The sequence below is a fragment of the Pseudomonas marginalis genome (assembly GCF_024169655.1).
In the GTDB taxonomy this organism is placed as follows: domain Bacteria; phylum Pseudomonadota; class Gammaproteobacteria; order Pseudomonadales; family Pseudomonadaceae; genus Aquipseudomonas; species Aquipseudomonas paraveronii.
Genome location: NZ_JALJWV010000001.1, coordinates 3,146,417 through 3,171,960, shown reverse-complemented (window position 1 = coordinate 3,171,960; position 25,544 = coordinate 3,146,417). Strand labels below are relative to the sequence as shown.

Annotated in this window: 39 protein-coding genes; 37 read left to right on the top strand and 2 right to left on the bottom strand. The window is 59.6% G+C overall.

Translation table 11 applies throughout. The annotated features are described in order from the left end of the window. The first annotated feature begins 47 nt into the window (after nt 1-47). The 16 genes from J2Y83_RS14320 (at nt 48) to J2Y83_RS14245 (ending at nt 7,880) form a co-directional block, all read left to right on the top strand. The gene (locus tag J2Y83_RS14320) at nt 48-908 is read left to right on the top strand and encodes a BRO-N domain-containing protein (protein WP_253396141.1); all 861 of its coding nucleotides are present in this window, start codon (nt 48-50) and stop codon (nt 906-908) included. Nucleotide 909: 1 nt separating this feature from the next. Further along, entirely contained in the window at nt 910-1,824 is a 915-nt protein-coding gene (locus J2Y83_RS14315; protein WP_253396139.1) for a helix-turn-helix domain-containing protein, read from the top strand. Then, nucleotides 1,811-2,608, top strand: a complete 798-nt coding sequence (locus J2Y83_RS14310) for a hypothetical protein (RefSeq protein ID WP_253396137.1) — start codon at nt 1,811-1,813, stop codon at nt 2,606-2,608. Before J2Y83_RS14315 ends, J2Y83_RS14310 begins: the two co-directional genes overlap by 14 nt. Next, nucleotides 2,605-3,111, top strand: coding sequence for a hypothetical protein (locus J2Y83_RS14305; RefSeq protein ID WP_253396135.1), 507 nt, complete (start codon nt 2,605-2,607; stop codon nt 3,109-3,111). The genes J2Y83_RS14310 and J2Y83_RS14305 overlap by 4 nt, the downstream gene beginning before the upstream one ends. Then, complete coding sequence (locus J2Y83_RS14300; RefSeq protein ID WP_253396133.1) at nt 3,108-3,299, top strand: DUF1382 family protein; 192 nt, start codon at nt 3,108-3,110, stop codon at nt 3,297-3,299. The genes J2Y83_RS14305 and J2Y83_RS14300 overlap by 4 nt, the downstream gene beginning before the upstream one ends. Continuing rightward, a complete protein-coding gene (locus J2Y83_RS14295; RefSeq protein WP_253396131.1) occupies nt 3,292-3,879 on the top strand; it encodes a DUF1367 family protein in 588 nt (195 codons plus the stop codon). Before J2Y83_RS14300 ends, J2Y83_RS14295 begins: the two co-directional genes overlap by 8 nt. Further along, the gene (locus tag J2Y83_RS14290) at nt 3,876-4,148 is read left to right on the top strand and encodes a hypothetical protein (protein WP_253396129.1); all 273 of its coding nucleotides are present in this window, start codon (nt 3,876-3,878) and stop codon (nt 4,146-4,148) included. Before J2Y83_RS14295 ends, J2Y83_RS14290 begins: the two co-directional genes overlap by 4 nt. Next, nucleotides 4,145-4,822 (top strand): recombination protein NinG, encoded by a 678-nt coding sequence (locus J2Y83_RS14285; protein ID WP_253396127.1) that lies wholly within the window; start codon nt 4,145-4,147, stop codon nt 4,820-4,822. The genes J2Y83_RS14290 and J2Y83_RS14285 overlap by 4 nt, the downstream gene beginning before the upstream one ends. Continuing rightward, nucleotides 4,819-5,085 (top strand): hypothetical protein, encoded by a 267-nt coding sequence (locus J2Y83_RS14280; protein WP_104902918.1) that lies wholly within the window; start codon nt 4,819-4,821, stop codon nt 5,083-5,085. Before J2Y83_RS14285 ends, J2Y83_RS14280 begins: the two co-directional genes overlap by 4 nt. After that, entirely contained in the window at nt 5,082-5,627 is a 546-nt protein-coding gene (locus J2Y83_RS14275) for a hypothetical protein (RefSeq protein WP_253396125.1), read from the top strand. Before J2Y83_RS14280 ends, J2Y83_RS14275 begins: the two co-directional genes overlap by 4 nt. A gap of 157 nt (nt 5,628-5,784) precedes the next feature. Continuing rightward, a complete protein-coding gene (locus J2Y83_RS14270; RefSeq protein ID WP_253396124.1) occupies nt 5,785-6,294 on the top strand; it encodes a hypothetical protein in 510 nt (169 codons plus the stop codon). 370 nt (nt 6,295-6,664) lie between these two features. Further along, a complete protein-coding gene (locus J2Y83_RS14265; protein ID WP_253396122.1) occupies nt 6,665-6,997 on the top strand; it encodes a phage holin, lambda family in 333 nt (110 codons plus the stop codon). 49 nt (nt 6,998-7,046) lie between these two features. Then, nucleotides 7,047-7,256, top strand: coding sequence for a hypothetical protein (locus J2Y83_RS14260; RefSeq protein WP_253396121.1), 210 nt, complete (start codon nt 7,047-7,049; stop codon nt 7,254-7,256). Beyond that, entirely contained in the window at nt 7,253-7,444 is a 192-nt protein-coding gene (locus tag J2Y83_RS14255; protein WP_253396119.1) for a hypothetical protein, read from the top strand. Before J2Y83_RS14260 ends, J2Y83_RS14255 begins: the two co-directional genes overlap by 4 nt. Further along, on the top strand, nt 7,441-7,629 hold the full coding sequence (locus J2Y83_RS14250) for a hypothetical protein (protein WP_253396117.1): 189 nt from the start codon (nt 7,441-7,443) through the stop codon (nt 7,627-7,629). Before J2Y83_RS14255 ends, J2Y83_RS14250 begins: the two co-directional genes overlap by 4 nt. Then, the gene (locus J2Y83_RS14245) at nt 7,626-7,880 is read left to right on the top strand and encodes a hypothetical protein (RefSeq protein ID WP_253396116.1); all 255 of its coding nucleotides are present in this window, start codon (nt 7,626-7,628) and stop codon (nt 7,878-7,880) included. Before J2Y83_RS14250 ends, J2Y83_RS14245 begins: the two co-directional genes overlap by 4 nt. A gap of 31 nt (nt 7,881-7,911) precedes the next feature. On the opposite strand, the gene J2Y83_RS14240 is transcribed toward J2Y83_RS14245, so the two are convergent. After that, on the bottom strand, nt 7,912-8,121 hold the full coding sequence (locus tag J2Y83_RS14240; protein WP_232565789.1) for a hypothetical protein: 210 nt from the start codon (nt 8,119-8,121) through the stop codon (nt 7,912-7,914). Nucleotides 8,122-8,206: 85 nt separating this feature from the next. Between J2Y83_RS14240 and J2Y83_RS14235 the strand changes: the two genes are divergently transcribed. The 20 genes from J2Y83_RS14235 (at nt 8,207) to J2Y83_RS14140 (ending at nt 24,566) form a co-directional block, all read left to right on the top strand. Continuing rightward, entirely contained in the window at nt 8,207-8,824 is a 618-nt protein-coding gene (locus J2Y83_RS14235) for a hypothetical protein (protein ID WP_232565788.1), read from the top strand. Nucleotide 8,825: 1 nt separating this feature from the next. Next, nucleotides 8,826-10,313: a terminase gene (locus tag J2Y83_RS14230; protein WP_232565787.1), complete on the top strand. Its 1,488-nt coding sequence runs from the start codon at nt 8,826-8,828 to the stop codon at nt 10,311-10,313. Next, nucleotides 10,313-11,773 carry a DUF4055 domain-containing protein gene (locus J2Y83_RS14225; protein ID WP_253396114.1) on the top strand — a complete coding sequence of 487 codons (1,461 nt, stop codon included), beginning with the start codon at nt 10,313-10,315 and terminating at the stop codon, nt 11,771-11,773. Before J2Y83_RS14230 ends, J2Y83_RS14225 begins: the two co-directional genes overlap by 1 nt. Continuing rightward, nucleotides 11,748-12,833 carry a minor capsid protein gene (locus J2Y83_RS14220; protein ID WP_253396112.1) on the top strand — a complete coding sequence of 362 codons (1,086 nt, stop codon included), beginning with the start codon at nt 11,748-11,750 and terminating at the stop codon, nt 12,831-12,833. The genes J2Y83_RS14225 and J2Y83_RS14220 overlap by 26 nt, the downstream gene beginning before the upstream one ends. 42 nt (nt 12,834-12,875) lie before the next feature. Next, nucleotides 12,876-13,466 (top strand): hypothetical protein, encoded by a 591-nt coding sequence (locus tag J2Y83_RS14215; RefSeq protein ID WP_253396110.1) that lies wholly within the window; start codon nt 12,876-12,878, stop codon nt 13,464-13,466. 94 nt (nt 13,467-13,560) lie between these two features. After that, nucleotides 13,561-14,268, top strand: a complete 708-nt coding sequence (locus J2Y83_RS14210; protein ID WP_253396108.1) for a hypothetical protein — start codon at nt 13,561-13,563, stop codon at nt 14,266-14,268. A gap of 11 nt (nt 14,269-14,279) precedes the next feature. After that, nucleotides 14,280-15,248: a major capsid protein gene (locus J2Y83_RS14205; RefSeq protein ID WP_078825126.1), complete on the top strand. Its 969-nt coding sequence runs from the start codon at nt 14,280-14,282 to the stop codon at nt 15,246-15,248. Between the two features lie 49 nt (nt 15,249-15,297). Next, nucleotides 15,298-15,873, top strand: a complete 576-nt coding sequence (locus tag J2Y83_RS14200; protein WP_232565783.1) for a hypothetical protein — start codon at nt 15,298-15,300, stop codon at nt 15,871-15,873. Between the two features lie 59 nt (nt 15,874-15,932). Further along, nucleotides 15,933-16,436 carry a DnaT-like ssDNA-binding protein gene (locus J2Y83_RS14195; RefSeq protein ID WP_253396107.1) on the top strand — a complete coding sequence of 168 codons (504 nt, stop codon included), beginning with the start codon at nt 15,933-15,935 and terminating at the stop codon, nt 16,434-16,436. Nucleotides 16,437-16,476: 40 nt separating this feature from the next. Further along, entirely contained in the window at nt 16,477-16,701 is a 225-nt protein-coding gene (locus tag J2Y83_RS14190) for a hypothetical protein (protein ID WP_253396105.1), read from the top strand. A 48-nt stretch (nt 16,702-16,749) separates the two neighbouring features. Beyond that, the gene (locus J2Y83_RS14185) at nt 16,750-17,118 is read left to right on the top strand and encodes a hypothetical protein (protein WP_253396103.1); all 369 of its coding nucleotides are present in this window, start codon (nt 16,750-16,752) and stop codon (nt 17,116-17,118) included. After that, on the top strand, nt 17,115-17,771 hold the full coding sequence (locus J2Y83_RS14180; protein WP_253396100.1) for a hypothetical protein: 657 nt from the start codon (nt 17,115-17,117) through the stop codon (nt 17,769-17,771). The genes J2Y83_RS14185 and J2Y83_RS14180 overlap by 4 nt, the downstream gene beginning before the upstream one ends. Further along, on the top strand, nt 17,768-18,184 hold the full coding sequence (locus J2Y83_RS14175; RefSeq protein ID WP_253396098.1) for a phage tail terminator-like protein: 417 nt from the start codon (nt 17,768-17,770) through the stop codon (nt 18,182-18,184). The genes J2Y83_RS14180 and J2Y83_RS14175 overlap by 4 nt, the downstream gene beginning before the upstream one ends. Nucleotides 18,185-18,257: 73 nt before the next feature. Continuing rightward, nucleotides 18,258-18,914: a phage tail protein gene (locus J2Y83_RS14170; RefSeq protein ID WP_253396096.1), complete on the top strand. Its 657-nt coding sequence runs from the start codon at nt 18,258-18,260 to the stop codon at nt 18,912-18,914. A gap of 3 nt (nt 18,915-18,917) precedes the next feature. Further along, nucleotides 18,918-19,298 carry a phage tail assembly chaperone gene (locus J2Y83_RS14165; protein WP_253396094.1) on the top strand — a complete coding sequence of 127 codons (381 nt, stop codon included), beginning with the start codon at nt 18,918-18,920 and terminating at the stop codon, nt 19,296-19,298. 17 nt (nt 19,299-19,315) lie between these two features. Continuing rightward, entirely contained in the window at nt 19,316-19,618 is a 303-nt protein-coding gene (locus J2Y83_RS14160) for a DUF1799 domain-containing protein (protein ID WP_253396092.1), read from the top strand. 27 nt (nt 19,619-19,645) lie between these two features. Next, nucleotides 19,646-22,696 carry a phage tail tape measure protein gene (locus tag J2Y83_RS14155; RefSeq protein WP_253396090.1) on the top strand — a complete coding sequence of 1,017 codons (3,051 nt, stop codon included), beginning with the start codon at nt 19,646-19,648 and terminating at the stop codon, nt 22,694-22,696. Further along, nucleotides 22,696-23,034 (top strand): phage tail protein, encoded by a 339-nt coding sequence (locus J2Y83_RS14150; protein ID WP_253396088.1) that lies wholly within the window; start codon nt 22,696-22,698, stop codon nt 23,032-23,034. Before J2Y83_RS14155 ends, J2Y83_RS14150 begins: the two co-directional genes overlap by 1 nt. A 9-nt stretch (nt 23,035-23,043) precedes the next feature. After that, entirely contained in the window at nt 23,044-23,796 is a 753-nt protein-coding gene (locus J2Y83_RS14145) for a phage minor tail protein L (RefSeq protein ID WP_253396086.1), read from the top strand. 2 nt (nt 23,797-23,798) lie between these two features. Continuing rightward, entirely contained in the window at nt 23,799-24,566 is a 768-nt protein-coding gene (locus J2Y83_RS14140; RefSeq protein ID WP_253396084.1) for a C40 family peptidase, read from the top strand. Between the two features lie 21 nt (nt 24,567-24,587). On the opposite strand, the gene J2Y83_RS14135 is transcribed toward J2Y83_RS14140, so the two are convergent. Further along, nucleotides 24,588-25,034: a hypothetical protein gene (locus J2Y83_RS14135; RefSeq protein ID WP_253396082.1), complete on the bottom strand. Its 447-nt coding sequence runs from the start codon at nt 25,032-25,034 to the stop codon at nt 24,588-24,590. A 146-nt stretch (nt 25,035-25,180) separates the two neighbouring features. Here J2Y83_RS14135 and J2Y83_RS14130 point away from each other — a divergent pair, with 146 nt between their 5' ends. Beyond that, a complete protein-coding gene (locus J2Y83_RS14130) occupies nt 25,181-25,522 on the top strand; it encodes a hypothetical protein (RefSeq protein WP_253396080.1) in 342 nt (113 codons plus the stop codon). The last annotated feature ends 22 nt before the right edge of the window (nt 25,523-25,544 follow it).

The following is a 25,544-nucleotide window of genomic DNA, read 5'->3' as shown; positions in this document are numbered from 1 at the left end:
AAAGCCAGGTTCGTGGCCTGGCTCATTGCTACTTCAGCGAGGCAATAATGAATACACAATCCATCCCCGTCAATACCCCCAACATTCCCGCGCCACGTTTTTCGCAATGTGAAAACGTGGCGCGGATTAAGCCCGTGACTCCTTTCGACTTCCACGGCTTCCCTGTCCGCGTAATTGACGACGGCCATGGGGAGCCATGGTTCATCGCCAAGGACATCGCCGAAGCCCTGGGCTACTCCAACACGTCGAAGGCGATCAATGTCCACTGCAAAGCGGTCAGTACCTGCCATACCGAAATGGGAGGTCAGGTCCGTGCGGTGCAAATCATCCCTGAGCGCGATCTCTACCGTCTGGTGATGAAGTCCAAGCTTCCTGCTGCTGAGCAGTTCGAAGAGTGGGTGGTGGGCCAGGTCCTGCCGAGCATCCGCAAGACCGGCACCTTTTCTGCCCAGGGCCCGAACAACTCCAAGATCGTCGGCGAGCTGGCAATCCTTGAGTGCTTCGACCGCCTGCTGAAGCCCGCGCCATCCAGCAAAATGCTGATGCTGGCCAAGATCGCCGCCAACAATGGCCTGGATGCCAAGTTCCTCCCAGGTTACGCCGTGGACGCTGCCCCTGATGCCGTTGGCGGGTCTTCGATGCCGACCAAGGCAATCACCGCCCTGATCAAAGATCACGCCATCGCCAGTACTGCCCGCGCCTTCAACCTTGCACTCAAGGCCCACGGCTTCCTGGTTCTGCTCCAGCGCAAAAACTCCAAGCAGGAAATGGTCGACTTCTGGTCCGTGACTGAGAAGGGCATTGCCTACGGCAAGAACCTCACCAGCCCTCAATGCCCCCGCGAGACGCAGCCTCACTGGTATGTGGATCGCTTCCTTGAATTGGCCGCTAAGGTCGGGAAGGCTTGATATGAGCATGGGCCTTATGGTCGCCGCGATGAAACTTCGCGTAGGCAATCCATTGCGCAAGCTGGTGCTGATCAAGCTGGCCGACAACGCCAGCGACGTAGGCGAGTGCTGGCCGTCCTATCAGCACATCGCCGATCAGTGCGAGATCAGCAAGCGCTCTGTCATGAACCACATCACAGCCCTGTGTAATGCGGGATTGCTGCGAAAGGAAATCCGTAAGGGTGGTCCGAAGGGAAACTCGTCGAACGTTTACTTCCTCACTCTCGATGGGGGTAGTGCACCTCCTGCACCAGGGGTAGCGCAGCAGATTCACCAGGGTAATGCAGCAGGTTCACCCCCTAGTGAATCTCCTGCACCAGGGGGTAGTGCAGCAGCTGCACCCAGAATCAGTAACTCTCTTGAACCAGTCATAGAACCGGTCATTGAACCAATTACGCCCCAGGCTACCGCCAAGGTCGTGACGGGGCAGGTCGTGCAATTCGTTCCGCAGCAACCACGAGTTGAGATCCCTGCCGACATGCCAGGCCCCAAAGACCAAACCTGCAAAACCTTCAAGGTCTGGGCGAACTACGCCATGGCCTACCGCAAACGCTACAACGCCTGGCCGGTGTGGAACGCCAAGACTGGCAAGCAGATGGCTTTGCTCGTCGACAGACTGGGCGCCGACGTCGCCCACCACGTGGCAGCCCACTTCCTGAAAACCAGCGATGCCGCCGTCCTGCGCAAGTGCCACAGCCTCAACGAGCTACTGGCCAACGCCGAGAGCTACCACACCCAGTGGGTGACCGGGCAGCGCATCAACGGAACAACCGCCCGCCAGATGGAAAGGACTGAGGCAAACCTCTCCGCAGCCGAGCAGGCCGCCCAGATGGTTCTGGCCAAGCGCCAAGCAGGTGACCGCAATGAATACCTCTGAAATGAACGACCAGCAGGTTGCCGGACTTGCCGCCGCCATCTGCGCGACGGCCGAGGCCATGGGTCAGGAAATGAACCCAGGCACTGCGGCGATGATGGCTGAAGACCTCTGTGCCTACCCGGTGCCTGTCGTCAAAGCCGCGTTGAAGGCGTGCCGCTTCGAAGTGAAGGGCAAGCTGGCTATGGCTGACATCCTGCAGCGTGTCCAGACCTCCGACGGTCGCCCTGGGAAGGACGAGGCCTGGGCCATTGCCATGACCACCAACGACGAATTCGAAACTGTGGTGCTGACCGACGAAATCCAGTTGGCCTTGGCCGCTGCAAAGCCGGTGCTCGATGCCGGCGACAAGGTAGGTGCCCGCATGGCTTTCATCAGCGCGTATGAGCGGTTCGTGGGCCAGGCCCGCGAGGATGCGAAGGCAGTCAACTGGCATGTGTCCGTAGGCTTTGACGCCAACCGCCGTATCCAGGCAGTCACCAGGGCAGTGCAGATGCAGCGTATCCCCTGCGAATACGGCCAGAAGTACTTGGCGGACCTGAGCATTGAGCCAATCACCGAGGACGGCCGGGCTGTCGCCGGGCTGCTCACAGGTGCTGTTACCCATCCGGCTCCGGCGCTCCGCGAAAAACTCCACCTGGTGAAGAAGTCGATGCTGGGAATGCGGAAGGCCACGGCCAAGCGGAAGGATGAAATTCGAATTGATGCGGCCAATGAGTTGGCTGATCGCCGGGCGATGCTGATCAAGCAGGCTCAGGAGCTGGAAGCGAAGAGGGCGGCACAATGAACGAATCCAGACAGCAACAAATCCTCGCGGGCCAGTCCTCAATCGCACAGAAGATCTTCGCCTACGTCCCGATCCAGACGAGCTGGAGCAACCACGAAATCCACGGCGCCGTATCTACGGCCAAGGCCACCGGCGCATCGCCTTATGCAATTCGTCGCGCCCTTGGCGAACTCAAGGAGGCCGGCCTGATCCGCGAGCCGGTCGGCGGCAAGTTTCAGCGTGACGCAGCAACCCCAAAACCTAAGAAGGAGCAGGCAGTGACCCAGGTAGCCAAGACATCCGCTGTTTCGATCAAGAAGCCTGAGACCGGCGCGCTGGACGTCCTGGCAAGCCTTTCCGGTGAGGTGGTGAATCTGGCCGACGACTTCAGCAAGCGCATGAAAGCGCTCGCCACTCGCATCGAAGAGGTGGCGCTATCGGTTGAGACTGAGCGCGAGAGCAATGCCGAGGCCGTGAACAAGCTGAAACAGCTGCAGGAGCTGCTGAAGGGGATATCGCAATGAAGCGTGCAAACCCAGCACAGCTACGCCAATCCCTTGAGGTGGCCAACGCCCTGGTCAGGCACGGAATCCGTTTTGTGTGCATGCCGGTGGTAGATGAGGCTGACGGCGCCAATCTCGCCGGTCAAGCATCCGAGCGTCTGGAGCGCCTGGCATTCATCGCAGAAGCGGCGGAGGTGAGCAATGGCTGAACTCGCCCTTATCCGCACTGCCCACGGTTTAATGCCGGCCACTGAGGCTGATCGTGAGCTGACCCAGAAATGGAAGCTGGGCCAGGTCGTCCATGGCAAGTTCACCCGTATGCGTAACGCCAAGTTCCACGGCAAGTTCTTCTCCATGCTGGACCTGGCGTGGGAGTACTGGGAGCCGGTCGGCGGCCTGGTGCCGCGTCAGGAGTTGCGCGGTATCCAGGGGTTGGCCAAGTTCTTCGAGGCGCAGAGCGGAAAGCCTGGGCAGTTGCCGCATGCAGTTGATGCGTACATCACCGGCCTAGAGTCGGCTAGGGCCGAGCGCTTTCCGGCCGTGGATAAGTCCCGTGAAGCATTTCGTGAATGGGTGACGATCGAGGCCGGTCACTTCCACCTGGTGCGAACTCCAGACGGCGTGCGTAAGGAAGCCAAGTCGATCAGTTGGGCCTCCATGGACGATACGGCGTTCGAGCCCCTTTACCGCGACGTGTTCAACGCCTGCTGGCGCCTGGTGCTGTCTGCACATTTTGAAACCGAAGAGGCGGCGTTGAGTGCTGCTGACCAGATCGGGAGCTACGCATGAGCGTTCTTGACCACTTCACCGACGATGAGTTGTTCGAAGAGATTGTTCGGAGGCGCAACAGCACCAAGAGCAATCGGCAGCCCGCCAGGTGGTGCGACGAGTGCCTGAACTTCCGCACTTGGAGCGAGAAAAGAGAAGTCCCCTCCGACTACAACCCCTGCTCCAAGAAGCACCAGATGGACTTCCATACGCCAACGGCATGGCAGTCGCCGGAGTGCTTCGGGCACTACCGAACCATATGCACCGACCGGCAGGAGTGCCCCCAATGACGCTTAAGCGCACACCACTGCAGCGCAAGACCCCGCTTCAATCCAGTGGCCCACGCCGCAAGCGCTGCCCGTCGTGCCGGGTGATGTTCACTCCAGCCCGAGCCGCCCAAGCGGTGTGCGGCGAGATCGAGTGCGCCATCGCACACGGTCAGTCGGAGAGGGGTCGGGCTATTGCAGGCAAAGCCCTGGCAGAAGTAGGGCGCCGGGAGATCAAGGTGCGAAAAGAGGCCCTGAAGAGTCGTGCCGACCACATGAAGGATGCCGAGAAGGCTGTGCGGGACTACCGCCGCACCTACGAACTGAGCGTTGGCAGCGGCTGCATCAGTTGCGGCGAGTCGCAGGAATCGATCCTTTCCGCCCAGGGCTGGAAGACCGGCGGGGCGTTCGATGCGGGGCACTTCCTCGGCAAGGGCGCCCGTCCAGAACTCAGGCTGGTGCCCAGCAATATCTGGCTTCAGTGCAAAAGCTGCAATGCGGGGTCATCCAAGTTCGCCCGCAAAGGCGAGACGGTTTCCCAGGGTTTCCGCACCGGCCTCATCGCCCGCATCGGCCTTGAGGCTGTCGAGGCGCTGGAAGCCGACCACGAGCCGCGCAAGGAAACAGTCGAGCAACTGAAAGCCATTACCGCCGAGTACCGGGCAAAGACCAGAGAACTGAAGAGGGCTGCAGCATGACGCAGATTGCGCAAATCACTGGCGGCGCAAGTAGGCCATCAAAGGGCTGGCTGAAGCCTATGTTCCCGATCACGGGCAAGGCCCACTACTTCAATCAGGAAAAGGAATTCGCTGCGATCACAGCGCAAGGCAGGGCATATTTCTGGCGCTCGATCTGCGGAATCGACACGGTAAGCACGGACAAAATGCCGATGTTCGAGCCTGGCAACTGGGACCGCTGCAAAAAATGTGAACTGAAATTGGCTCGGAGGGCCGCAGCATGACCTATCGCAATGTTGTTTCAGCAGTAGTTCGGGCGCTGGCCGCCGAGACCATCAACTCCGCCGGCGGCTGCGACTTCGAGCCCAAGGTGCAGTGCGCCAAGCAGAAGGGGGAGATCGTCGGCAAGGAGGCGGCGTTTCTCCAGGACTGCTGGGTGTTCGGGCGGCTACACAAGGCGCTCACACCGGCGCACTGGCGGGCACTCGTGGCGAAGTACTCGACGCACCAGGAGCGCAAGCACGGCGCGATATTGGAACTGCTCAACTCGGTGCGCACGCCGGCGCCGAAACGTTTCCGGGAATGCGCAGTGCTGACCTGGGCCATTCCGCAGGTTGCAGGCGTCGAGGGCAAGCGTTCCGCCGCAGTGCTCCCGGCCGCCTGGTACGACATCACCAACTGGGATAACGACGGCAAGCCGGAATCCACTCGGTACCGGTGGCGCTCGTCGATCCGAAAGGCACTGGATGACCAGGTGAATGAGGCATTAACTGCTGCTCAGGAACTGCTTGATGCAGAAGGTTTAATCGAAAGTTGCGCGGCGTAGCAAAAAGCCGTTGCAACGCGTGAGAAAGTGAGAGATTATTTGCCCATCCTGTCGATCTTGCGCGTCAGGGTTTGACACTAGAAAGCCTCGCCACTGTGCGGGGCTTTTTTATTTCTCGCTGCTTGTGTAACGTCCTTTCCAATAAAGAGGACATGGCATGCAGACATTTTTTCATGCGGACAGAAATTCAACCCTTGCGCCTGGCCAGGCGCTGGTTGAAGACGAGCGCGGGCTTTCGGCTTTTGGGGCGGTATATTGGCCTCTGATTCAGTCGGAGCCCCCGCTTAACGCTGACCCTGCGCTACTCAGAGAGTATTGCGCTGAAAAGGCCTTGGGCATGACTGGTTTTTACTGGTCCAGGCACTGCTCAATATTTGCCGCCGAAACTATTGAGGAGGCAATTGAATTTGCGCATGCTGTAACGCCGACTCCCAGTAACCCAATCCGTATTTTTGAGATATTTGCTAATCGGGCTTCAAGGCATGATGTGACTTGGCTTGACTATGAAGTCGGTCTGGATGCCCGCATCGCATATGCCTGCAATTACTGGCGCATGGATGAGTCGAACCATCAGCCCGTAGAGGGGCCGCGTAAGCCGCCGCAGTGGGAGATCCTGATTCCGCTCCCTGCGAGGGTTGGTGCTCACGTGGCGACGGCATTGTTTTAGCGTTGGTTGTTTTATCAAGAGCCTCAGCATCCGCTGGGGCTTTTTTGCATCTACGGACTCGACATGGCGGCTGTAAACCTGTTGGTAGTGGCTGCGAACCACGAGGCTTGCGGACGGGGAGATCTTACTGGGCGGCAAGCTGGCATTTTCCTGATCGCAGCGGGCGGCACAATCCTCTCCGGAATTGGCGCGCTCATCTGCATCGAAAGGCTTAAGCGCCTCTAATTCAGAGCCTCGACATTGATCGAGGCCTTTTCGTTTTCGGCCCCGCCACACCCTTCGCTCTGAGCTGGGAGTGCCGCCGGAGCTGATTCAAATCTGCAGGCCATGACCTGTCATATTCATAACTCCCTGACGGGGAGGAACCGAGATGTCCAACATGCCAGACAAACCAGACACATGGGCGATTGCGCTTGCGTGGTTGAGCCAGCATTCGCCAATCCTCTGTGCGGCTGCGCTGTCCTGCGCCATGGCCGTCCTGCGCATCACCTACGGCGGCGGCACGCGGCGCCAGATGCTGGTGGAGGGCGCGATCTGTGGCGGCCTGACGTTGACCATCATCAGTGGCCTGGACTTCTTCGGTCTGCCCCAGAGCATGGCCACCTTCGCGGGTGGTTGGGTTGGTTTTCTGGGTGTGGAGAAGATCCGGTCGATTGCTGACAGGGTGACTGACTTCAAACTGCCCAGTCGCAAGGTCGATTGATCCGCGCCACGTTTTCGAATGCGTCAAATCGTGGCGCGAGAAAGGTCACATGAAAGTAATCGTAACCAAGCTTCTGGGGTCGGCCGAGGTCGAGTTCCTGCGTAAGGGTGTGGTCGTTCATCGTGAGCGGTTCACCGGGAAGAACAATTCCCGCTACGAGCGCACGATCGCCACCAAGGAAGAGTTCGATGCCCACCGGTGCCGGTTTGTGACTGCCATGCCTGCTGATCGGGCATTTCAGTATGAGGTCGCGCCGTGAGCAACGTCACCCGCCTGCGCCGCGCACTGCCGATGAGCCAGGACATCAACGCCGCAGCAAGTGCTCTCGACAAGGCTATTGCTGATGCCGTTGACGCTGCCAAGGAAGCCGGACTGCCCCAAGGTCTGATCGTTGGACTGCTCCATGGTCACGCCCATGCACAGACACACCAGATGGTGACGCAATGACCGCGACCATCCACGACATCGCCGACCAGCGCCCGCACCTGATGGTGGTAGCCAGTGATGCTGTCCGCGTAATACCGCGCGCCCTGGTTCAATCGGTGATCGCCGGCGATAAGCCGTCCTCAATCCTGACTGAGCCAGTGGTGCGCCGGATCATAGAAGAGTGGCTTCAGCAGGTGAGCGCATGAGCATGAAGATTGTTGAGCTCAAGCGTGAGGGGTGGCGCGATGCTGCCAAGACCCTGCGCAAGATTGCTGACGACCTCGACGCGGGTGAGCATCCTGAATGCACCGTAGGCGCCTTGACGCTGATCGGCGCGAAGGGAGAGGTCACCGTGTTCGGCCTCGGCCCTAAGTGCGATGACCTGCAATGCCTGGGTGCGATGTGCTTGGGTGAGCAGAAGCTGATTGATGTACTGCTGGACAATGGGGAAGGGTAGGTGTGCCGCAGGTAAGTGCGGCACGGATGCATCAATCTGCCGTTTTAAGAGCAGCTTGGATCTTGTCAGCGTACTGCGACAGCTTGGTCATTTCAGTTTCAAGACTGGTTCCAGCGAGAGCTGTGCCGATGCGGCTTTGAATCAGCTCCAAGGCAGCACCAACGGCGACAGCACGCTGCGCTGCGGGAATCAATTGGCGGTAGGAGTTTTCACCAACTTTCGAGATCGCTTCGATAGACATCTTCTTTCCTTAAAACGGTTAATTGGGTACTGCGCCATTACTAATGGAGTCACGTGCTCGACCAATCAAGTGCCTGAGACAATTTATGACAACCAAGCAACCCGACTGGGAGGCAATCGAACGCGCCTATCGGGCCGGCGTGCTTTCCGTAAGAGAGATCGCATCGTCCTGCGGTGTGTCTCACACCGCTATCCAGAAGCGAGCCAAGGCCAATGGCTGGGAGCGAGATCTAAAGGCCAAGATCAAGGCGAAAGCTGATTCGCTGGTTGCCAAACGAGAGGTTGCCACGCAGGTTGCCAGCAAATCAGTGGAAACCGAGCGAGAGATCATCGAGGTCAACGCCGAGGTCATCGCGAACATCCGTATGGCCCACCGCGGCGACATCTCACGTGGCCGGCGCCTCACCAACAAGCTGCTGGACGAATTGGAAGCGCTGACCGATGAGCAGGGCACCATCAAAGAGTTGATCGCCCAGTTGAAGGACGCTGACCACGACGACGGCGATGCAATGGCAGACGTTCTGGCCCTGGCTAACAAGATGGGCGCGCTGCCTTCTCGCACCAAGACGATGAAGGAGCTCGCCGAGACCCTGAAGACGCTGGTTGCCCTGGAGCGCCAGGCCTACGACCTCGACACCAAAGCCGGCAACAGTGACGCCGACGAGCTATCGAAAATGATGGACGATCTATCGAAGGAAGCCTGACATGAAGCCCGAGCACTTGAAGCTGCTCCGGGACAAGTACTGGCGGTTGAACAACCTTTACTTCATCACCGACAAAGCCGGGAAGAAGGTTCGCTTCCGGATGACGGACGAGCAGATCGAATACTTCGAGGGGATGCACACCCGGAACATCATCCTGAAGGCCCGGCAGCTTGGCTTCACCACCGAGTGCTGCATCATCCAACTGGACGCGGCTCTGTTCGAGTCGGCCAAGTGCGCTCTGATCGCTCACACCCTGAACGACGCCAAGCGCCTGTTCCGGGAGAAGGTGAAGTACGCCTACGACAACCTGCCTGCTGAGATTCGCGCTGCCAACCCTGCGAGTAATGACGCCGCCGGCGAGCTGGTCTTCAGCAAGGGTGGTTCGCTCTACGTCAGCACCTCGTTTCGGGGCGGCACGCTGCGCTACCTGCACGTATCCGAATTCGGAAAGATCTGCGCCAAGTTTCCGCACAAGGCGCGGGAGATCGTCACCGGCGCCTTCGAGGCTGTCGCCACCGATTGCTTCGTCACGATTGAGTCGACCGCGGAGGGCAGGGCGGGCTACTTCTTCGATTACTCGCAGAGCGCGGAGCGCCAACAACTGGCCGGCGTGCCCCTGGGCTTGCTGGACTGGAAGTTTTTCTTCTTCTCTTGGTGGAAGAACAAGGCCTATTGGCTTGACCCGACTGACGTCGTCATCCCGCAGCGCCTGACCGACTATTTCAACGACCTGTTCGCCAAGCACGGAATCGACACAAACCCAGGCCAGCGCGCCTGGTACGCGGCGAAGGAGAAGACGCTCGGCGACGACATGAAGCGGGAATACCCGTCGATCCCGGTCGAAGCCTTCCAGCAGTCGGTTGAGGGTGCTTACTACGCCCAGCAGTTGACGAAGCTCTACGCCCAGCAGCGTATCGGCGTGATCCCGAACAACAGCCACCTGCCGGTGATGACCTTCTGGGACATCGGCGTCGGCGACTCCACGGCGATCTGGTTCGTGCGCCAGGTCGGCGAAGAGTTTCACGTCATCGATTACTACGAGAACAGCGGCGAAGGCCTGCGGCACTACATGAAGGTGCTCAAGGACAAGGGCTACACCTACTCCGAACACTGGGGGCCGCACGACATCGATAACAGGGAGTTCGGCAGCGACGCCAAAACCCGTCGGGAGCTGGCCCGCGAGGGCTACGACATCGACGGCCAGAAATACAGCATGACTTTCCAGGTCGTGCCGAAGCTCGGCGTCAACGATGGTATCGAGCAGGTGCGGGAGATCCTGCCCAAGTGTGCTTTCGATGACTCGAAGTGCGAGCAGGGGGTCTCCTGCCTTGAGAACTACCGCAAGGAGTGGGACGACAAGCGCGGCTGCTGGAAAGACAAGCCGCTGCACGACTGGACCTCTCACGGCTCCGACGGATTCCGGTACTTCGCTGTCGCCAAGAGCGCTAGGAAACCGGTCAAATCAATCAAAATGGGATTCGCACGCTAATGGCAGACGTCACTTACACCCGCCCGGAGTACAACGCGGCACAGTCCCGTTGGCGGCTGGTGCGCGACGTGTGCAAGGGCTCCGAGACGGTAAAGGGGCGCGGCGATGTTTACTTGCCGAGGCCCAACAAACACGACACCAGCCCTGAGAACCTTGAGCGGTACAAGTCGTACAAGCAGCGGGCCGTGTTCTACAACGCTACCGGCCGCACGAAGCACAGTCTGGTGGGGGCGGTGTTTCGCACTTGGCCAACGCTGACCGTGCCTGGCGCGCTTGATTACGTGGCCACGGATATCGACGGGCAGGGCGTGAGCGTCTACCAGCAGTCTCAATCGGTCATCGGGCACCTGCTCGAAGTTGGCCGGCACGGCTTGCTGGTGGATTACGCCGCAGTGCAGGCGGGTACGGTGAGCAAGGCGGACGAACAGGCGGGTCGCGCTCGTGCGAGTGTTGCGAGCTACCCTGCTGAGTCGATCAGGAACTGGAAGACCCGTAAGGTCGGTGGCCAGCACCTGCTGAGTCTGGTGGTGCTGCAGGAATCCGTGGATGTCGATACCGATGATGGCTTCGGTAGCGAAAAGGTTACCCAATACCGAGTGCTACGCCTGGACGATGTCGGCGTTTATACCCAGGAGGTGTGGGAAGAGAGCTCAAGCCAAACGGCTATGATCATCCCCCCCTTCACTCCACTCAACGGCGCGGGCCAGCCCTGGCGGATCATCCCGTTTCACTTTCTCGGCAGCGAGAACAACGACACCAGCATCGACGACGCGCCGCTGTACGACATGGCCGTGCTCAACATCGGCCATTACTGCAATAGTGCGGATTATGAGGACTCGGTCTGGTTTTCAGGGCAGCCGCAGTTCTGGATTTCCGGGCTCGATGAGGCTTGGCGCGATCACCTTGAGGCCAACGGTATCTATGTCGGCTCCAGAGCGCCGCTGACGCTACCGGCCAACGGGTCGTGTGGATTCGCTCAACCGGAGCCGAACACCCTCGTCAAGGAGGCCATGGACGCGAAGAAAGAGGACATGGTGTCTCTCGGTGCCCGGCTAATTGAACGTGGTAGTGCGGTGAAGACCGCGACCCAAGCGGACAACGACAGCGCCGCCGAACACAGCGTTCTCTCCCTGGTGGTGAGCAACGTCAGCGAAGCGTACAGCCAGTGCCTGGCCTGGATGGCTGAGTTCGTGAATGCCCCTGGCGAAGTGGTCTACAAGCTCAACCAAGACTTCAGCCAGATCACTCTGGACGCGACGATCCTGGCGGCACTCTTCAACGCAGTGCAGGGCGGCAAGCTACCGGAAGGCGACTTCTGGCAGTACCTGCGCGATCGCGGCGTGATCAACCCAGAGAAAACGGACGACGAAATCCGGGATGAGCTGGAGGCACAAAGCACCGGGCCCGCACTTGATGACACTGAGGTAATCCCGAATGGCGGCAAACCAAGCAATCCTTGACGCCACTATCCGGCACGCCGTCTTCCTTGAGCAGCTCAAGTCTGGAGAGGTGGCGAAGTTCGCACCTTTCCTCAAGGAGATCGACCGCTCGATTCGTGAGCGGCTGATTCGCGCGGATCTGACGGATTACACCGTCGTCCGCTTGGAACGACTGCTGAGCGAGGTCGACAGCCTGCTGCTGGGCATCTTCGACCGGTACAGCGAGAAGCTGAACCTCGACCTGGTGGACATCGCCAACTATGAGGCCGAGTTTGAAGCAACCAGCCTGACCCGGGCGGCACCGGTGGGCGTCACCTTCGACGCGGCAGTGCCAGGTGCTGCGGCAATCAGGGCGGCAATCCTCACCAATCCACTCAGTGTGCGCGGTGCCGACGGCGGGAAGCTGCTCAAGTCGTTCATCGATGGCTTTACCGCCACCGAGCGGCAACGCCTCACAGGTACGATCAGGCAGGGCTTCTTCGAAGGCCAGACCAACTTCCAGATCATCAAGAATATTCGCGGCACGAAGGCGCTCCAGTACAACGACGGCATCCTGGCCACGACGAACCGTAACGCTGGCGCCATCGTGCGGACGGCGGTGCAGCACGTCGCCACCCAGGCGCGAATGGAGACGCTGAAGGAGAACAGCGACGTCGTGCAGTCGGTGGAGTGGGTCAGCACCCTGGATTCGAAGACAACCAGCCAATGCCGAACGCTCGATAAGCGCCGGTTCAAGCTGACCGAGGGGCCAAGGCCGCCGATCCACATCAACTGTCGCTCGACGGTGGTGGCGGTGACTCGCTTCAGCGCTTTGTTCGCCAAGGACGCTACGCGGGCATCCATCGGTGACGCTGGCGCCCAGCAGGTGAGGGCGGATCTCAGCTACTACGACTGGCTCAAGCAGCAGCCGGCGGCGTTTCAGGATAGGGCTATCGGCCCAGTACGCGCGAAGCTGTTTCGAGAAGGAGGGTTGAGCATCGAGCGCTTTTCCGAGTTGCAGCTTGATCGGAACTTTGCGCCGCTGACCCTTGTGCAGATGAAGGCGCTTGAGCCGTTAGCGTTCGAGCGTGCAGGGCTATAGTGGTGATAAAGTGCGCTCTTTCCAAATCTATGGGCGGAATGCATGAATTGGCTAATGGGGTTTGGCGCCATTTTTCTGTGTGTTGCCTGCGGATTACTAGGTCTTACGGCGGGAATTAATTTGAATCCGCAATCAACTGTAAGGTTTGTTCCCGACTGGGGGAGCCTCGCTGATTGGGTGTCCGGAATTGGTGCGCTTTCCGCTGTCTTCGCCACTTGCTATTTCGGCTGGGCTCAACGGGATGCGTTGTTACCCAAGCTTTCTGTAAAGCTCACTGGTTACATGGCGAATCACGGAGGGAGTGTGGCATCAGGGTTTTCTGTAAAGCTTGCAAACTCGGGGAACTCCCCAATCGATATTCATGGAATATTCTTCCACTCAGAACATAGTGACCAGACGCTTTGGATGGATGGCTCGTCGGTTTTACACGGCACGCCTTCTTTCATTACGACGTTAACGCCCGGTAAAGGGTTTAGCGTGCTTTTCAACAGAGATGCGTTGAGAGGACTAAAGGGATACGTTCGTGATTATTGCGGCGGAAAGACTGAAGGATTGAAAATTACGATTTCTACAGCTTTGAAGGATTTCACTGTAGAAGTGGATCCAGCAATCCCAAAAATACGTGAATCGTAAATCCCAACCGAATGAATCATGAGAGCCCCGTCATTGACGGGGCTTTTTTTTGCCCGCAGGCAGGGCCTGCACCAACGTCTCCGGGAGACAACAAATGCTGAAATTCCAACTGGACAGCCTGGATGGTGTCGACGAAGCCGTGCGCGCTCTTTACACCGAGAAGGACGGCAAGTTCGTACTCGGCATTGAAGGTCTGCCGCAGCAAGAAGATGTATCCGGACTGAAGGCCAAGGTTGATGAGCTGCTCGGCGAGAAGAAAGCCGCCGAGAAGGCCCGCAAGGACGCAGAAGAGCAGGCCCGACTGGAGCGTGAAGAAGCAGCTCGCAAGTCCGGCAACGTCGAAGAGCTCGAAAAGTCCTGGTCCGAAAAGTACAACCGCCGCGAAGCTGAGCTGAACGGCATGCTGGAACAGGAGCGTGGAACGCTGAGCACTCAGATCCGGGATCTGACAGTCGGCCGTACCGCTACTGACATCGCGTCTGCCCTGGCAATCCCGGGCAGCGCCAAAGCCCTGTTGCCGCACATCGAGCGCCGTTTGAGCGTGGAGCAGCGCGACGGGAAGCCTGTTGTGGTCGTCCTCGACCAGCAGGGCAAGCTCTCGGCGGCAACGCTGGATGAGCTGAAAGCAGAATTCGCAAACGACACGGCCTTCGCGCCGTTGATCGCGGGTAGCAAGGCATCTGGCGGCGGGGCTGCTGGTGCTGGAGGTGGCGGCGGGGCCGCAAAAGGAAAAATCGGCGGCACCAAAGAGGAACGACAGGCCGCGATCGCGAGCCGGTTCCCGGATCTCCCACAATCGTAAGGAAATAACTCATGTCCCTGTCGCAAATGCAGGTTTTCAACGAATACATCATGCCGGCGACTCTCGAGACGCTGGATCAGTATCTCGCCGCTTTCAACGCCGCCAGCCGTGGCGCAATCGTGCTGTCTCCGGACGGCTTCACCGGTGACTTCCTCCAAGAGTCGTTCTTCCAGACTCTGGCCGCTGCCCAGCGCCGCGTGGATCGCTACAGCGCGAACGCTACTGTCGCCGCTACCGACCTGACCGAGCTGAAGAACACTTCGGTGAAAGTCGCCGGTGGCTTCGGTCCGATCCGCTACGAGCCGTCGCAGATGACCTGGCTGGAGCGACCAACCGCCCAAGGCATCGAAGTCGCCAGCCGCGCGTTCGCTGAAATCCTGCTCAAGGATCAACTGAACACCGCGATTGCCGCCCTGGTTGCTGCAATCACCGCCCAGGCCGCCGCGGTCAACGATGTGTCGGCTACCGCTGGCATCACCTACGCTGGCCTGAACAACGCCCACGCGAAGTTCGGCGACGCAAGCCAGAACCTGGTAACCCAGGTGATGCAGGGCACCAGCTACCACAAGCTGGTCGGCCAGAACCTGGCGAACCAGCAGCAACTGTTCCAGGCGGGCAACGTCCGCGTTGTGGATATCCTCGGCAAGATCTCCGTTGTGACGGATGCCCCGGCGCTGATGCAGGCCGGCACCCCGAACAAGGAAATCATCCTGTCCCTGGTGCAAGGCGCTGCGCTGGTCCACGACGGCCGCGACATCATCAGCAACGTCCAGACCACCAACGGCAAGGAGCGTATCGAAACCACGCTCCAGACCGACTACACCTTCGGCCTGGGCCTGAAGGGTTACACCTGGGACACCACCACCGGCGGCAAGTCGCCAACCGACGCCGAACTGGCGACCGGTACCAACTGGGACAAGACCGCCACCAGCATCAAGCACACCGCCGGTGTAGCCCTGATCGGTGACGCCTCCAAGTAACCCTGACAGCTGAGTCGGGCCCAGCGCCCGGCTTGGCGAGGACACGATCATGAGCAACAAGAACATCTGGTATCTGCCTGGTCCATTCCACCAGTACCAGGAAGACGTGAAGGCGCTGGCCAAGGCGAATGGCTTGCGCATCATTGATGCGAGTGCTACCGAAAGTCGCGATGACGCCGCCGCCGATGTGCCTGAAGTGACGATCAAGGAACAGCCGACGGTACTGCTGATCGATGGCGGAAACTCCAGCATCGATATCGACGCCTTCCGCGCCGAGCTCGAATCTGTCGGACTGATCGTCGAGTCATTCGCTGATCAAGAGCTGGTGCGCCCCGAAAACGAGCTTGGTCCTATCGCTGGCCGCCTGTTCCAGGTTTTCGAGGCGGTAAACGCCGGCGTGGAAAGCCTCATCCGTGCGCGTGATGGCGAAGCTGAAAAGGTTAAGGCTCTGCAACTGCAGGTGGGCGACCTTCTCCAGCAAGTCGACAAAGCCGGTCGGGAAGATGCCGAAGCGAAGGAAATCGCCGACCTGAAAGCAAAGCTCGATGAGGCCAAGGTCCAGTACCGGGCCAATGCCTCGAAAGACTCCTTGGAAAAGCTCGTCGCTGATCTGCCCAAGGCGTGATACTGCTGGCTGCCGGTGACCCGGCGGCCAATCTTCAAACCATTCCAGCGAGTTGACGCATGACACTCATCATCGAGGACGGCACCGGCAAGCCTGACGCCGAAAGCTACGCGAGCGCCGAGGACCTGGCCTTGTATGCCGTGAAATTCGGCACGGTCATCCCCGCAGGCGTTCCCGAGCAGGAAGCGCTGCTGCGCCGGGCTGCCTTGGCGATGGATGGCAAGACCTGGAAAGGCCGCAAGATGAGCAGCGAGCAGGCGTTGGCCTGGCCGCGTCGGGGTGTTGAGCTGGACTGCCAGATCAAGCCAGACAACTACCTGCCGGCGCGGATCCAGTACGGCCAGATGGCCCTGGCCGCCGAGATCCATCAGGACGACATCGACCCAATCGACAAGCGCAAGGGTGCTGTAACGCTGGAGCGTGTCGAAGGCGCGGTAACACGCGAGTACGCGACGATCCCGAACACCTGCGGCCGACTGTTGCCGGCGGCGCCGGATCGCCCGAGCGCCACTCAGTTTGCTGACTACCTCCAGAAAAGGGGGCTGTTTGCGGTGAGGGCATAATCGAGCGTAGGCTTGCGACTCCATCAAAAAGGAAGTCGATATGGCAGAGCATCAGATAATCAGAAAACACCCGACTCAGGATGAAAAAGACGCTTGGGATGCTTATGCCAGCGCTGCTCTTTCCTCGCTTGTTGCTATAGGAAGCGAACCAAATAAACTGGCGGCTTCAAAGGCCGCACAGTTCGCTACCCTGCTACTCAACGAGCGGAGAGAGTTGTTCCCAGAGAAAAAGGCGACGGCTCAAAGCGTGCCTCTCAAGCTTTAACTCAAACTGCCCAGCCATCGCGCTGGGCTTTTCACATCTGGAGCCACCATGGCCTTCTACGACGAAATGGCCGTGATGGCTCTGGAGATGATCACAGAGTTCGGCCAGCCCGTGATCATCAGCAAGACGGAGCCGGGCGATTACGACCCGGAAACGGGCGGGGAAGCGCCGGGGGCAACTGTCGAACAGATCGCCCAGGGCATTCTGCTCGACTTCACCGGCCAAGAATTCCAAAACAACAGTCTCATCAAACAGGGCGACAAGAAGCTCAAGATCGCCGCGCAGGGGTTGGCCTGGGTGCCGGGGCTGCTCGACAAAGTGGTCGCCCAGGGCCGCACCTGGTCCATCGTTCCGCCGCTGAAAGAGGTCAGCCCGGCCGGCACGCCGATTCTGTATGAACTGCAGGTGCGGTCTTGAGCCGGGCAGGCGCCGGTCAATCCGGCAGCTTCGCCCTGAGCCTGGCCGAGTTCGCCGCCCAAACCAGCGAAGCCATCGACGCCAGCGTGCGAGAGATCATCATCGAGGTCGGCAGCAGCCTGATTCGAATGTCTCCCGTGGGTAACCCGGAGATCTGGGCCGCAAACGTTGCTCACCGTGAGGCGAACACCTGGGCGGCCGACGACTATGACTTCAAGGTCGCGGTCCGCAATACGATCATCAACCTCAACGAGTCGAACTTCACCAAAGCCGGCAAATTGCGAAAGGGTGTGAAGTACGCCAAACCCCTGACAAAGACCGAGCGCGACCAGAACTTCAACGTGAACGGCCTGGTGGCAGGAAAGGACTACGTCGGCGGCCGGTTCCGGGCGAACTGGCACATATCGCTTGGCGTGGTAGAGAGCGTCACCTTTGATGAGGTTGACCCGAGCGGCGCCGAAACCACCGCTGCAATGGTTGCCGCGATGAGCGACTTCACCGCCGGCCAAATGGCCTACATCATCAACAACTTGCCCTACGCGATCCCGCTGGAGTTCGGCCATTCAACCCAGGCCCCCGGCGGCATGGTTCGGGTAACTGTGGCTCGCTTTCAGCAGATCGTGCTGGAGGCCATCAGGAACAACCAGGTATGAGTCACGCAATCATCGCTTCGATTTACGAGGCCAAGCTCATCGTCTGGAACGCTGCCAGGTCGGAGAAGCTGAAGATCGTCTTCGAGAACACCGCCTATACGCCGGCGGCGGGCGAGACTTACCTTCGCGCTTTCACAATACCAGGTGACACCGCGAGCAACACGCTCGGCGGCGATCACCGACTGTTCACCGGAGTGTTCCAGGTGAGCATCATCGCGCCGGCCGGTACCGGCAAGGCCAAGACGAATCCAATCGCAGCAGAACTGACAGACCTGTTCCCGCTATATGCCAGGGACACGAAGGGCGCGGTCACCGTGGTGACCATGTCGCCAGTTGACCCAGGGCCCGGCATCACAGGCGATTCAACTTATACCGTTCCAGTCTCGTTCTTGTACCGAGCCGACACCAACTGATCCCGCCCATTGGGCAACCCCGAGAACCCGCCATCGAGCGGGTTTTTTCACATCTGCAAAGAGGAAATACCCCATGGGCTACAAACTCCCGAACGGCGGCACCTTCCAGCACGCCGCAACCTACGCGACCGCACTGGCGTTCACTGCTATCAGCAACGCCGCCGAGGCCGTTGCCACTGTTGTCGGCGGCACCATCGCTGCCGGCGATATTGTTCTGCTGACGTCTGGCTGGAGCAAGCTGGATAGCAAGGTGGTGCGCGTGAAGGCAGCCACGGCAACGGCGATTACCCTGGAAGGCATCGACACTACCGACACGCAGGTCTATCCGGTCGCTGGCGGCGCGGGCACGATGCGCAAGGTGCTGACCTGGGTGCAGATCCCGCAAATCTCCGACGTGGCCTTCTCCGGTGGCGAACAGAACTACCTGGACGTGGTGTTCCTCGAGGATGACCAGGGCAAGCAGATCCCCACCGATAAATCCGCAGCAAGCATGGTGCTCACCATTGCCGATGACCCGGCCCAGGCATTCAACGGGGTGCTGTTGAAGGCGGACGCCGGCAAGCAGATCGAAGCGGCGCGCCTGAACCTGCCAGGTAACGACACCCTGCTGTACGGCACCTACACGTCGTTCTCCAAGCAGCCAGCGGTGTCCCGCAACAACCTGCTGACCCGTACCGTCAGCTTGGCGTTGCAGGCCGAGCCGACCCGCTACCTGACTACGGCGGTGTAACCCATGGCTAAGATCCGTATCGCGCAAAAGGCTACGTTCAATGCGCCCGTGCTGATCCCTATCGTTGGCAGCGAGCCCGAGAAGGTCGAGTTCACTTTCAAGTACCGGGATCGTACCGAGCTTGCCGCTCTGTTCGATGAATGGAGCGAGGCGCGGAATAAGGCGCGGGCCGCGTTTGGCGACAAGCCTTCTTGGTCGGAAGTGGTTGCCGTGGACACCGAGCAGCAAACCCAGCAGATCAAGGACCTGGTAGTCGGCTGGGGCTTCGATGACGAATACAGCGACGACAACATCGTCGCATTCGTGAAGTCCTGCCATGGTGCCGCCGAGGCGGTCGTTAAGGCCTACGAAAGCGCATACAGCCAGGCCCGCCTGGGAAACTGACTGACGCCGCCCGCGCGATGTACTCGTCGAGTGTGCCCGACACGATTATCGGCATGTTCGGTCTTGCCCCTGGCGACCTGGTTGAGGAAGTGGAGGTCTGGCCCTGCAACTGGCCGGCCTTCCTCCTGTTCAACCGAATGTCTACCCAGTGGCGAGCAGGCACCGGCGGCGCGATCGGTCTCGACTACAGCTGCATCCGCGACGTAGCCAGCTTCCTTGGCATCAAGAAAAAGAAACTCGCGGAAATCTTCCCTGACCTTCAGGTGCTGGAAGGCGAAGCCCTGCGCGTCATGGCGGAGGAAAGGGAAAACCGCCCGTAACCACGGGCACTTATTCAAGGTGAGTCGATGAACATTGCAGAACTCGGCGTCAAGATCGACTCGGCCGATGCGATCCAGGCCAAAACAAGCCTGGATGAGATGGCGAAGGCTGGTGGCCGGGCAGAGCAGTCCGCCGTCTCGCTGATGAACGAAATGGAGGCGCTGGAAAAGTCGCTTTCGACCAGCGCCAAAACCACTCAGGATCTGGCAAAGCAGAGGGACGCTCTCGCCAAGCTGACCAAGACCGGCGCCTATGGCGAGGCCGAAGCGGCGAAGATCTCCGCGCAGCTCGACAAGCAGCAGGTGGCCCTAGCCAAGTCCGCTCTGGATGAGCAAAAAGCTCTCAACGGCTTGCTGGGGGCAATTGACCCGGCCCGCGCGGCGCTGGCGAAACTCGACACTCAAGTCGAGCAACTGGGAAAGCACCTGGATGCGGGGCGCCTGAGTCAGGACGACTACAACAAAGCCCTGGGCAATATCGACAAGGACTATGCCAAGCTCGAAAAAACCGCCACCGGTTTCGACAAGCTGCGCCTCGGAACCCGCCAGGCGCAGGAAAACGTTACGCAGCTTGGCAACGCGCTGTCTTCTGGTGACTGGGGGAGCGGTGTTCGTGCTGTTCTTCAGCTTGGCGCAGGTGCTGGCGCATCAGCCGCCGGCCTATTGGCCATGCTGGCGCCTATTGCCCTTGCGACAGGCGCTGTCGCCGCTCTTGGGGTCGCCTACTACAAAGGCAGCGAAGAGCAGGACAAGTACAACAAATCACTGATCCTCACCGGCAACTATGCTGGAGTTAGCGCAGAGCAGTTGGGCGACATGGCGCGGCAGGTCAGCGCAACCGTGGGCACCACCGGCCAGGCTGCTGCGGTTCTCGCGCTGCTGGCCGACAACGGAAAGATCGCTGGCGAGAGCTTCACTGGCGTCACCCAGGCCGCTGTGTCGATGCAGGAAGCCACGGGCAAGGCGGTGAGTGAGACAGTCGCCGAGTTTTCCAAACTGGCCGACGACCCGGTCAAGGCTTCCGCCGCGCTGAACGAGCAGTACCACTACCTGACAGCTTCGGTTTACTCGCAGATCACGGCGCTGGAAGAGCAGGGCGACCACGCTGGTGCGGTAAAGCTGGCGACCGAGTCTTACGCTGACGCGATCAACGAGCGCACCCCGAAGATTCTGGAAAACCTGAGTTTCTGGGAGAAAGGCTACAACGCCGTAGCGCGCGCCGCCGATAACCTCAAGAATCTCGGTCGGCCAGACATCGGCGCCGATATCGAACAGGCGCGCCGTGACCTGGCCGAAGCCCAGAAGGGCAACGTTGGTGTCTTCCAAAACAAGCAGGTGATGGTCGATTACTACACCAACCAGTTGAACATGCTGGAGGATCAAAAGGCCGCGCAAGCCGATATCGCCAAGTGGGAGAGCGAGCAAGCGAAAGCGCAGGGCGATGCAGTGTCGTCCATGGCGAAAATCGACGCACTGACCAAATCGTCATGGACGAATGAGCAGAAGCGCACCGAGGCAATCAAGGAGTACAAGCAGCAGCTCGAAGACATCCGCAAGGTCGATCCGAAGGATTCTCGCCTCGATCAGGCGGCGATCGACAAGAACATCTCCAACATCAACGACAAGTTCAAAGACCCGAAGGCCTCGGGTTCTCAGGTCGACCTGACCGGCTTCAACGACGCCAAGAACAACCTGGCGGCCATCGCCGCTGACTACAAAAACTACCAGAAGGAACTGGACGCGGCGCAGAAGGCCGGCCTGGTATCCGAGGCTGACTACCTGCTGCGCCGCCAGGCCCTGATCGGAAACGAGCGCGATCAGGTGACGGCAGCCTATGAGGCGGAGATCACCGCGCTTGAGGCCGCCAAGGGCAAGAAGACCACGTCGGCCGCGCAAAGCATCCAGCTGGACCAAAAGATCGCTGACGCACGCGCAGGGATGGTCAAGGCTCAGAAGGATGCCGACAGCCAGCTTGAAGTGTTGGTCACCAATGAGGCCGGGCGCCTTGCCAAGCAGGAGCGCGCGATCAGCACCTACATCCAGGCGCTGGGGCAGCAACAGCGGGCACTTGAATTGGCTGGCCAGCGCGCAGTCCTCGGCGTGGGCCAGGGGGATCGCCAAAACGCGCTCAGCGGCGAGCTGAACAGCCAGCAAGACCGGTTTGCGCAGCAGTCGCTGGAGTTGGCCAACCAGAAGTCCGACCCGTCGCGGAACATGTCGGAGGAAGAGTTCAAGCGTAAATCTCAGGCGCTCGCCGATGCGAACAAGGCGGCGACTGACCAGATCCGGCAGAACTACGCAGATGTGGAGGCCGCCCAGGGCGATTGGACGAAGGGCGCTACGGCAGCTTGGGACAATTACCTGGATTCGGCGCGGAACATCGCCGGCCAGACGAAAAGCCTGTTCGGCAATGCCTTCAGCTCCATGGAGGATTCGCTGGTCAACTTCGCCGTTACAGGCAAAGCGTCGTTCGCGGACTTCACCAAGTCGATTTTGGCGGACATGGCGCGCATCGCGACACGTCAGGCCAGTTCCGCTTTGCTGGGCAGCTTGGTGGGTGCGGCGGCGAGTTACTTCGGCGGCAGTGCCGCCGGCGGCAACGGGCTGGCAGCCGGATCTGCTGGCGCTGCATCTTCCAACCTTGGCGCTTCAGCGGGGGGCTACTCCGGCAGCTACTTCCCGCAAGCCATGGGCGGCGCCTGGTCGGGCGGGGTGCAGATGTTCGCCGACGGCGGCGCGTTCACCAACTCCATCGTCAGCAAGCCCACGGCGTTCGGTATGGCCAACGGCAAAACCGGGGTCATGGGCGAGGCGGGGGAAGAAGCGATCATGCCCCTGACCCGGACATCGAGCGGAAAGCTCGGCGTTATGGCCATGGGCGGCGGGGCCGGCGCAACGCAGATCAATGTCGAGGTGCATATCGACGGGGACGGCAACGCATCGTCCTCCGCCGACGCGCCTGGCTACGACCTGTTTGGCAAGGAGCTGGCGGCGTTTGTTGAGCAGAAGTACCAGCAGATGCGCAACAAGGACATGGGCCAGGGCGGCGTCATCAACAAAGCAATCAAGGGGCGCTGATGGCAATCGAACGATTCACCTGGGCAACGGAGAAGGGCGCAGAGGGTGATGTGACCCAGCGCGTCCGGACCAAGCAGTTCGGCGATGGGTACGAGCAGTCGGTCGAAGACGGCCTCAATAACCAGTCCCAATCCTGGCCGCTCACGTTCACCGGCGCCAAAGCTCGCGTTCTGGAAATCAAGGCCTTCCTCGATCGGCACAAGGGCGCCAAGGGCTTCCTGTGGGAACCCCCGCTTGGAGGGCTTGGCCTCTACAAGTGCAACGGCTACAAGCCGGTTCACCGCGGAGGCCAGGTCTACGCCATCACCGCCACCTTCAAGCAAACCTTTCATCCCTGAGGCCTATCCATGGCACTGATCACGGACATCCAGAAGCTGGAGCCCGGCGGCGAGATTCGCCTGTTTGAAATTGACGGGACTGAGTACGGCGCGGATTACCTGCGCTTCCACGGGCACGCCATTCCGCACACACCTGAAGAGCTGCTGGCCTACGAGCATTCGGAAGAGGATCTGCCGGCGAAGTCGATCTGGTGGCAGGGCGAGGAGTACGCGGCCTGGCCGGTGCAGATTGAGGGGATTTCCTCGAGTAGCGACGGCACAGCCTCGCGGCCGACATTCGCCGCCGGTAACGTGAACGGGCGAGTCACGGCGCTGTGCCTGGCCTTCGAGGACATGCTCAAGTTCAAGCTGACGGTTCGCGAGACCCTGGCCCAGTATCTGGACGCAGCCAACTTTCCCAACGGCAACCCGACTGCAGACCCGACCCAGGAAGCGTTGGAGATCTGGTACATCGACCAGAAAACCAGCGAGGACAGTGAGGCCGTGGTTTGGGAGCTGTCTTCTCCGGGGGAGATCGACAACCACGGACTGCCAGGCCGGCAGATGACGACCTTCTGCCACTGGGCCATGACGAATGGATATCGCGGGCCGGATTGCGGCTACACCGGCGCGGCCATGTTCGATGACGAGGACAATCCCACGGATGACCCTGCCAAAGATCAGTGCAAGGGCTGTCTGTCGTCGTGCAAGTTGCGCTTTGGCGAGAACAACGAGCTCAGTTTCGGTGGATTCCCCGCCGTCAGCTTGATCGCGAGGAGCTGACCATGCGCAAGCACATCATCGCTGCGATCCAGGCGCACGCTGCAACCGAGTACCCGAAAGAGTGCTGCGGCCTGCTGCTGAGCGTCGGGCGCGCGCAAAAGTACTTCCCGTGCCGGAACATCGCCACGGCGCCAAACGAAGAGTTTCGGCTTGATCCAGAGGATTATGCTGCAGCGGAAGATTTGGGCGAGGTGATCGGGATCGTTCACTCGCATCCGGACGCCACCAGCAGGCCGTCACCGCACGACCTGGCCATGTGCGAGGCCACAGATCTGCCCTGGCACATTCTGAGTTGGCCCGAGGGCGACCTCAGGTCGATCACGCCAATGGGCAGCACTCCGCTGCTCATGCGTCCGTTCGTACACGGGGCCTGGGACTGCTGGCAGGTCTGCGCCGACTGGTATCAGCGTGAGTGGGGGCTTGAGTTCGAAGCCTTCCAGCGCGCCGATGGCTGGTGGGAGAGCGCAGAGAACGCAAGTCTGTACGAGGCGAACTACGAGGCCGCGGGCTTTGTACGTGTCGACCGGCCACAGCGAGGGGATCTGATCGTTATGCAGGTTGGGCGCACGGTTCACCCTAACCACGCTGGCATATACCTGGGCAACGATCCTTCGCTACGAGGTGAGGAGTCAGGAACCTTCGGCCCTGGTCCTTTCCTGCTTCACCACCTGTATGGCAGGCCTTCCGAGATCATCGTCTTTGGCGGCCCCTGGTATGACCGGACGCGCCTGATTCTCAGGCACCGCGCGGTAACTTGCTGGAGCAGATAGAACCACTAATAGTCCCCTCAGTTACAGGGTTGCACATGCCCTGATTTGAGTTGCTAAAGCTGCGAGTATCGCGTCATCCGGAGAACCAGTGTCGGGCTTACGATTCTGAAAGTTTTCAAATATGTTTTCGTCTAAATAAGCGAAAGATAGAATGGTGAGGTTGGACTTTATGTTATTTGCTGTCCTCTGTGTTTCTAGATTTCTATCATTAGTGGACCCTACGGCATCAATCAAGTCTTTGTAGATAGAGTGTGCTTTATCACAATAACGAGCTCTAGCCTCATATTTTTTGTTTAGGGTTAAGTTTTCAATGGCTTGTTTTGATTTGATCTCTTCCATGGACAGGTATTGCTCTTTTTTTAACTTTTCTAGCTCTTTACTAGTTTGGTTGTTTTCGTAAGTAGCATACCCTGCTGTCAATGACGTGAAAATCACCGATACAACAGCAACCCAATTAGAACCGCTCATTAAATTCTCTCAATTCATAGCCAAATCGGCGATGATAGCGAGTGGCTACACGTTCCGCATCCACTTAAATCGAAATTCGCAGAGAGGGCCAATTTAATCGGCTCGTGCTCAGTGCTACAGTCCCGCCAAACCAAAGAGGGAACGACATGCGGATTTTGATAGCGGTAGCGGTGGCGATGCTGGCGGGGTGCACAACACCTGGCGACCTCAAAGGCGGAAAGGCAACCATCAGCGCCTCGTCGAGTAAGGCGCCGAAACAATATGCCCTCTGCGTCATGCCCAAATGGCAGGATGCTCGCTCAGGAGCCACGATGGCCGAAACCTCGACTGGTTATAGGCTCATCGTTGCTACGGACTCGACGGCCGAGGAGCTTCTTGAGGTGAATCAATCCTCAAATGGCAGCAGCATCGCGCTTTATCAGCGATTGTCCTGGGCGCCCGGTTACGGTCGATCAGCCATTGAAAAGGCAGTTCGCGACTGCCTGTAACGAACAACTACATCAAGCCGCC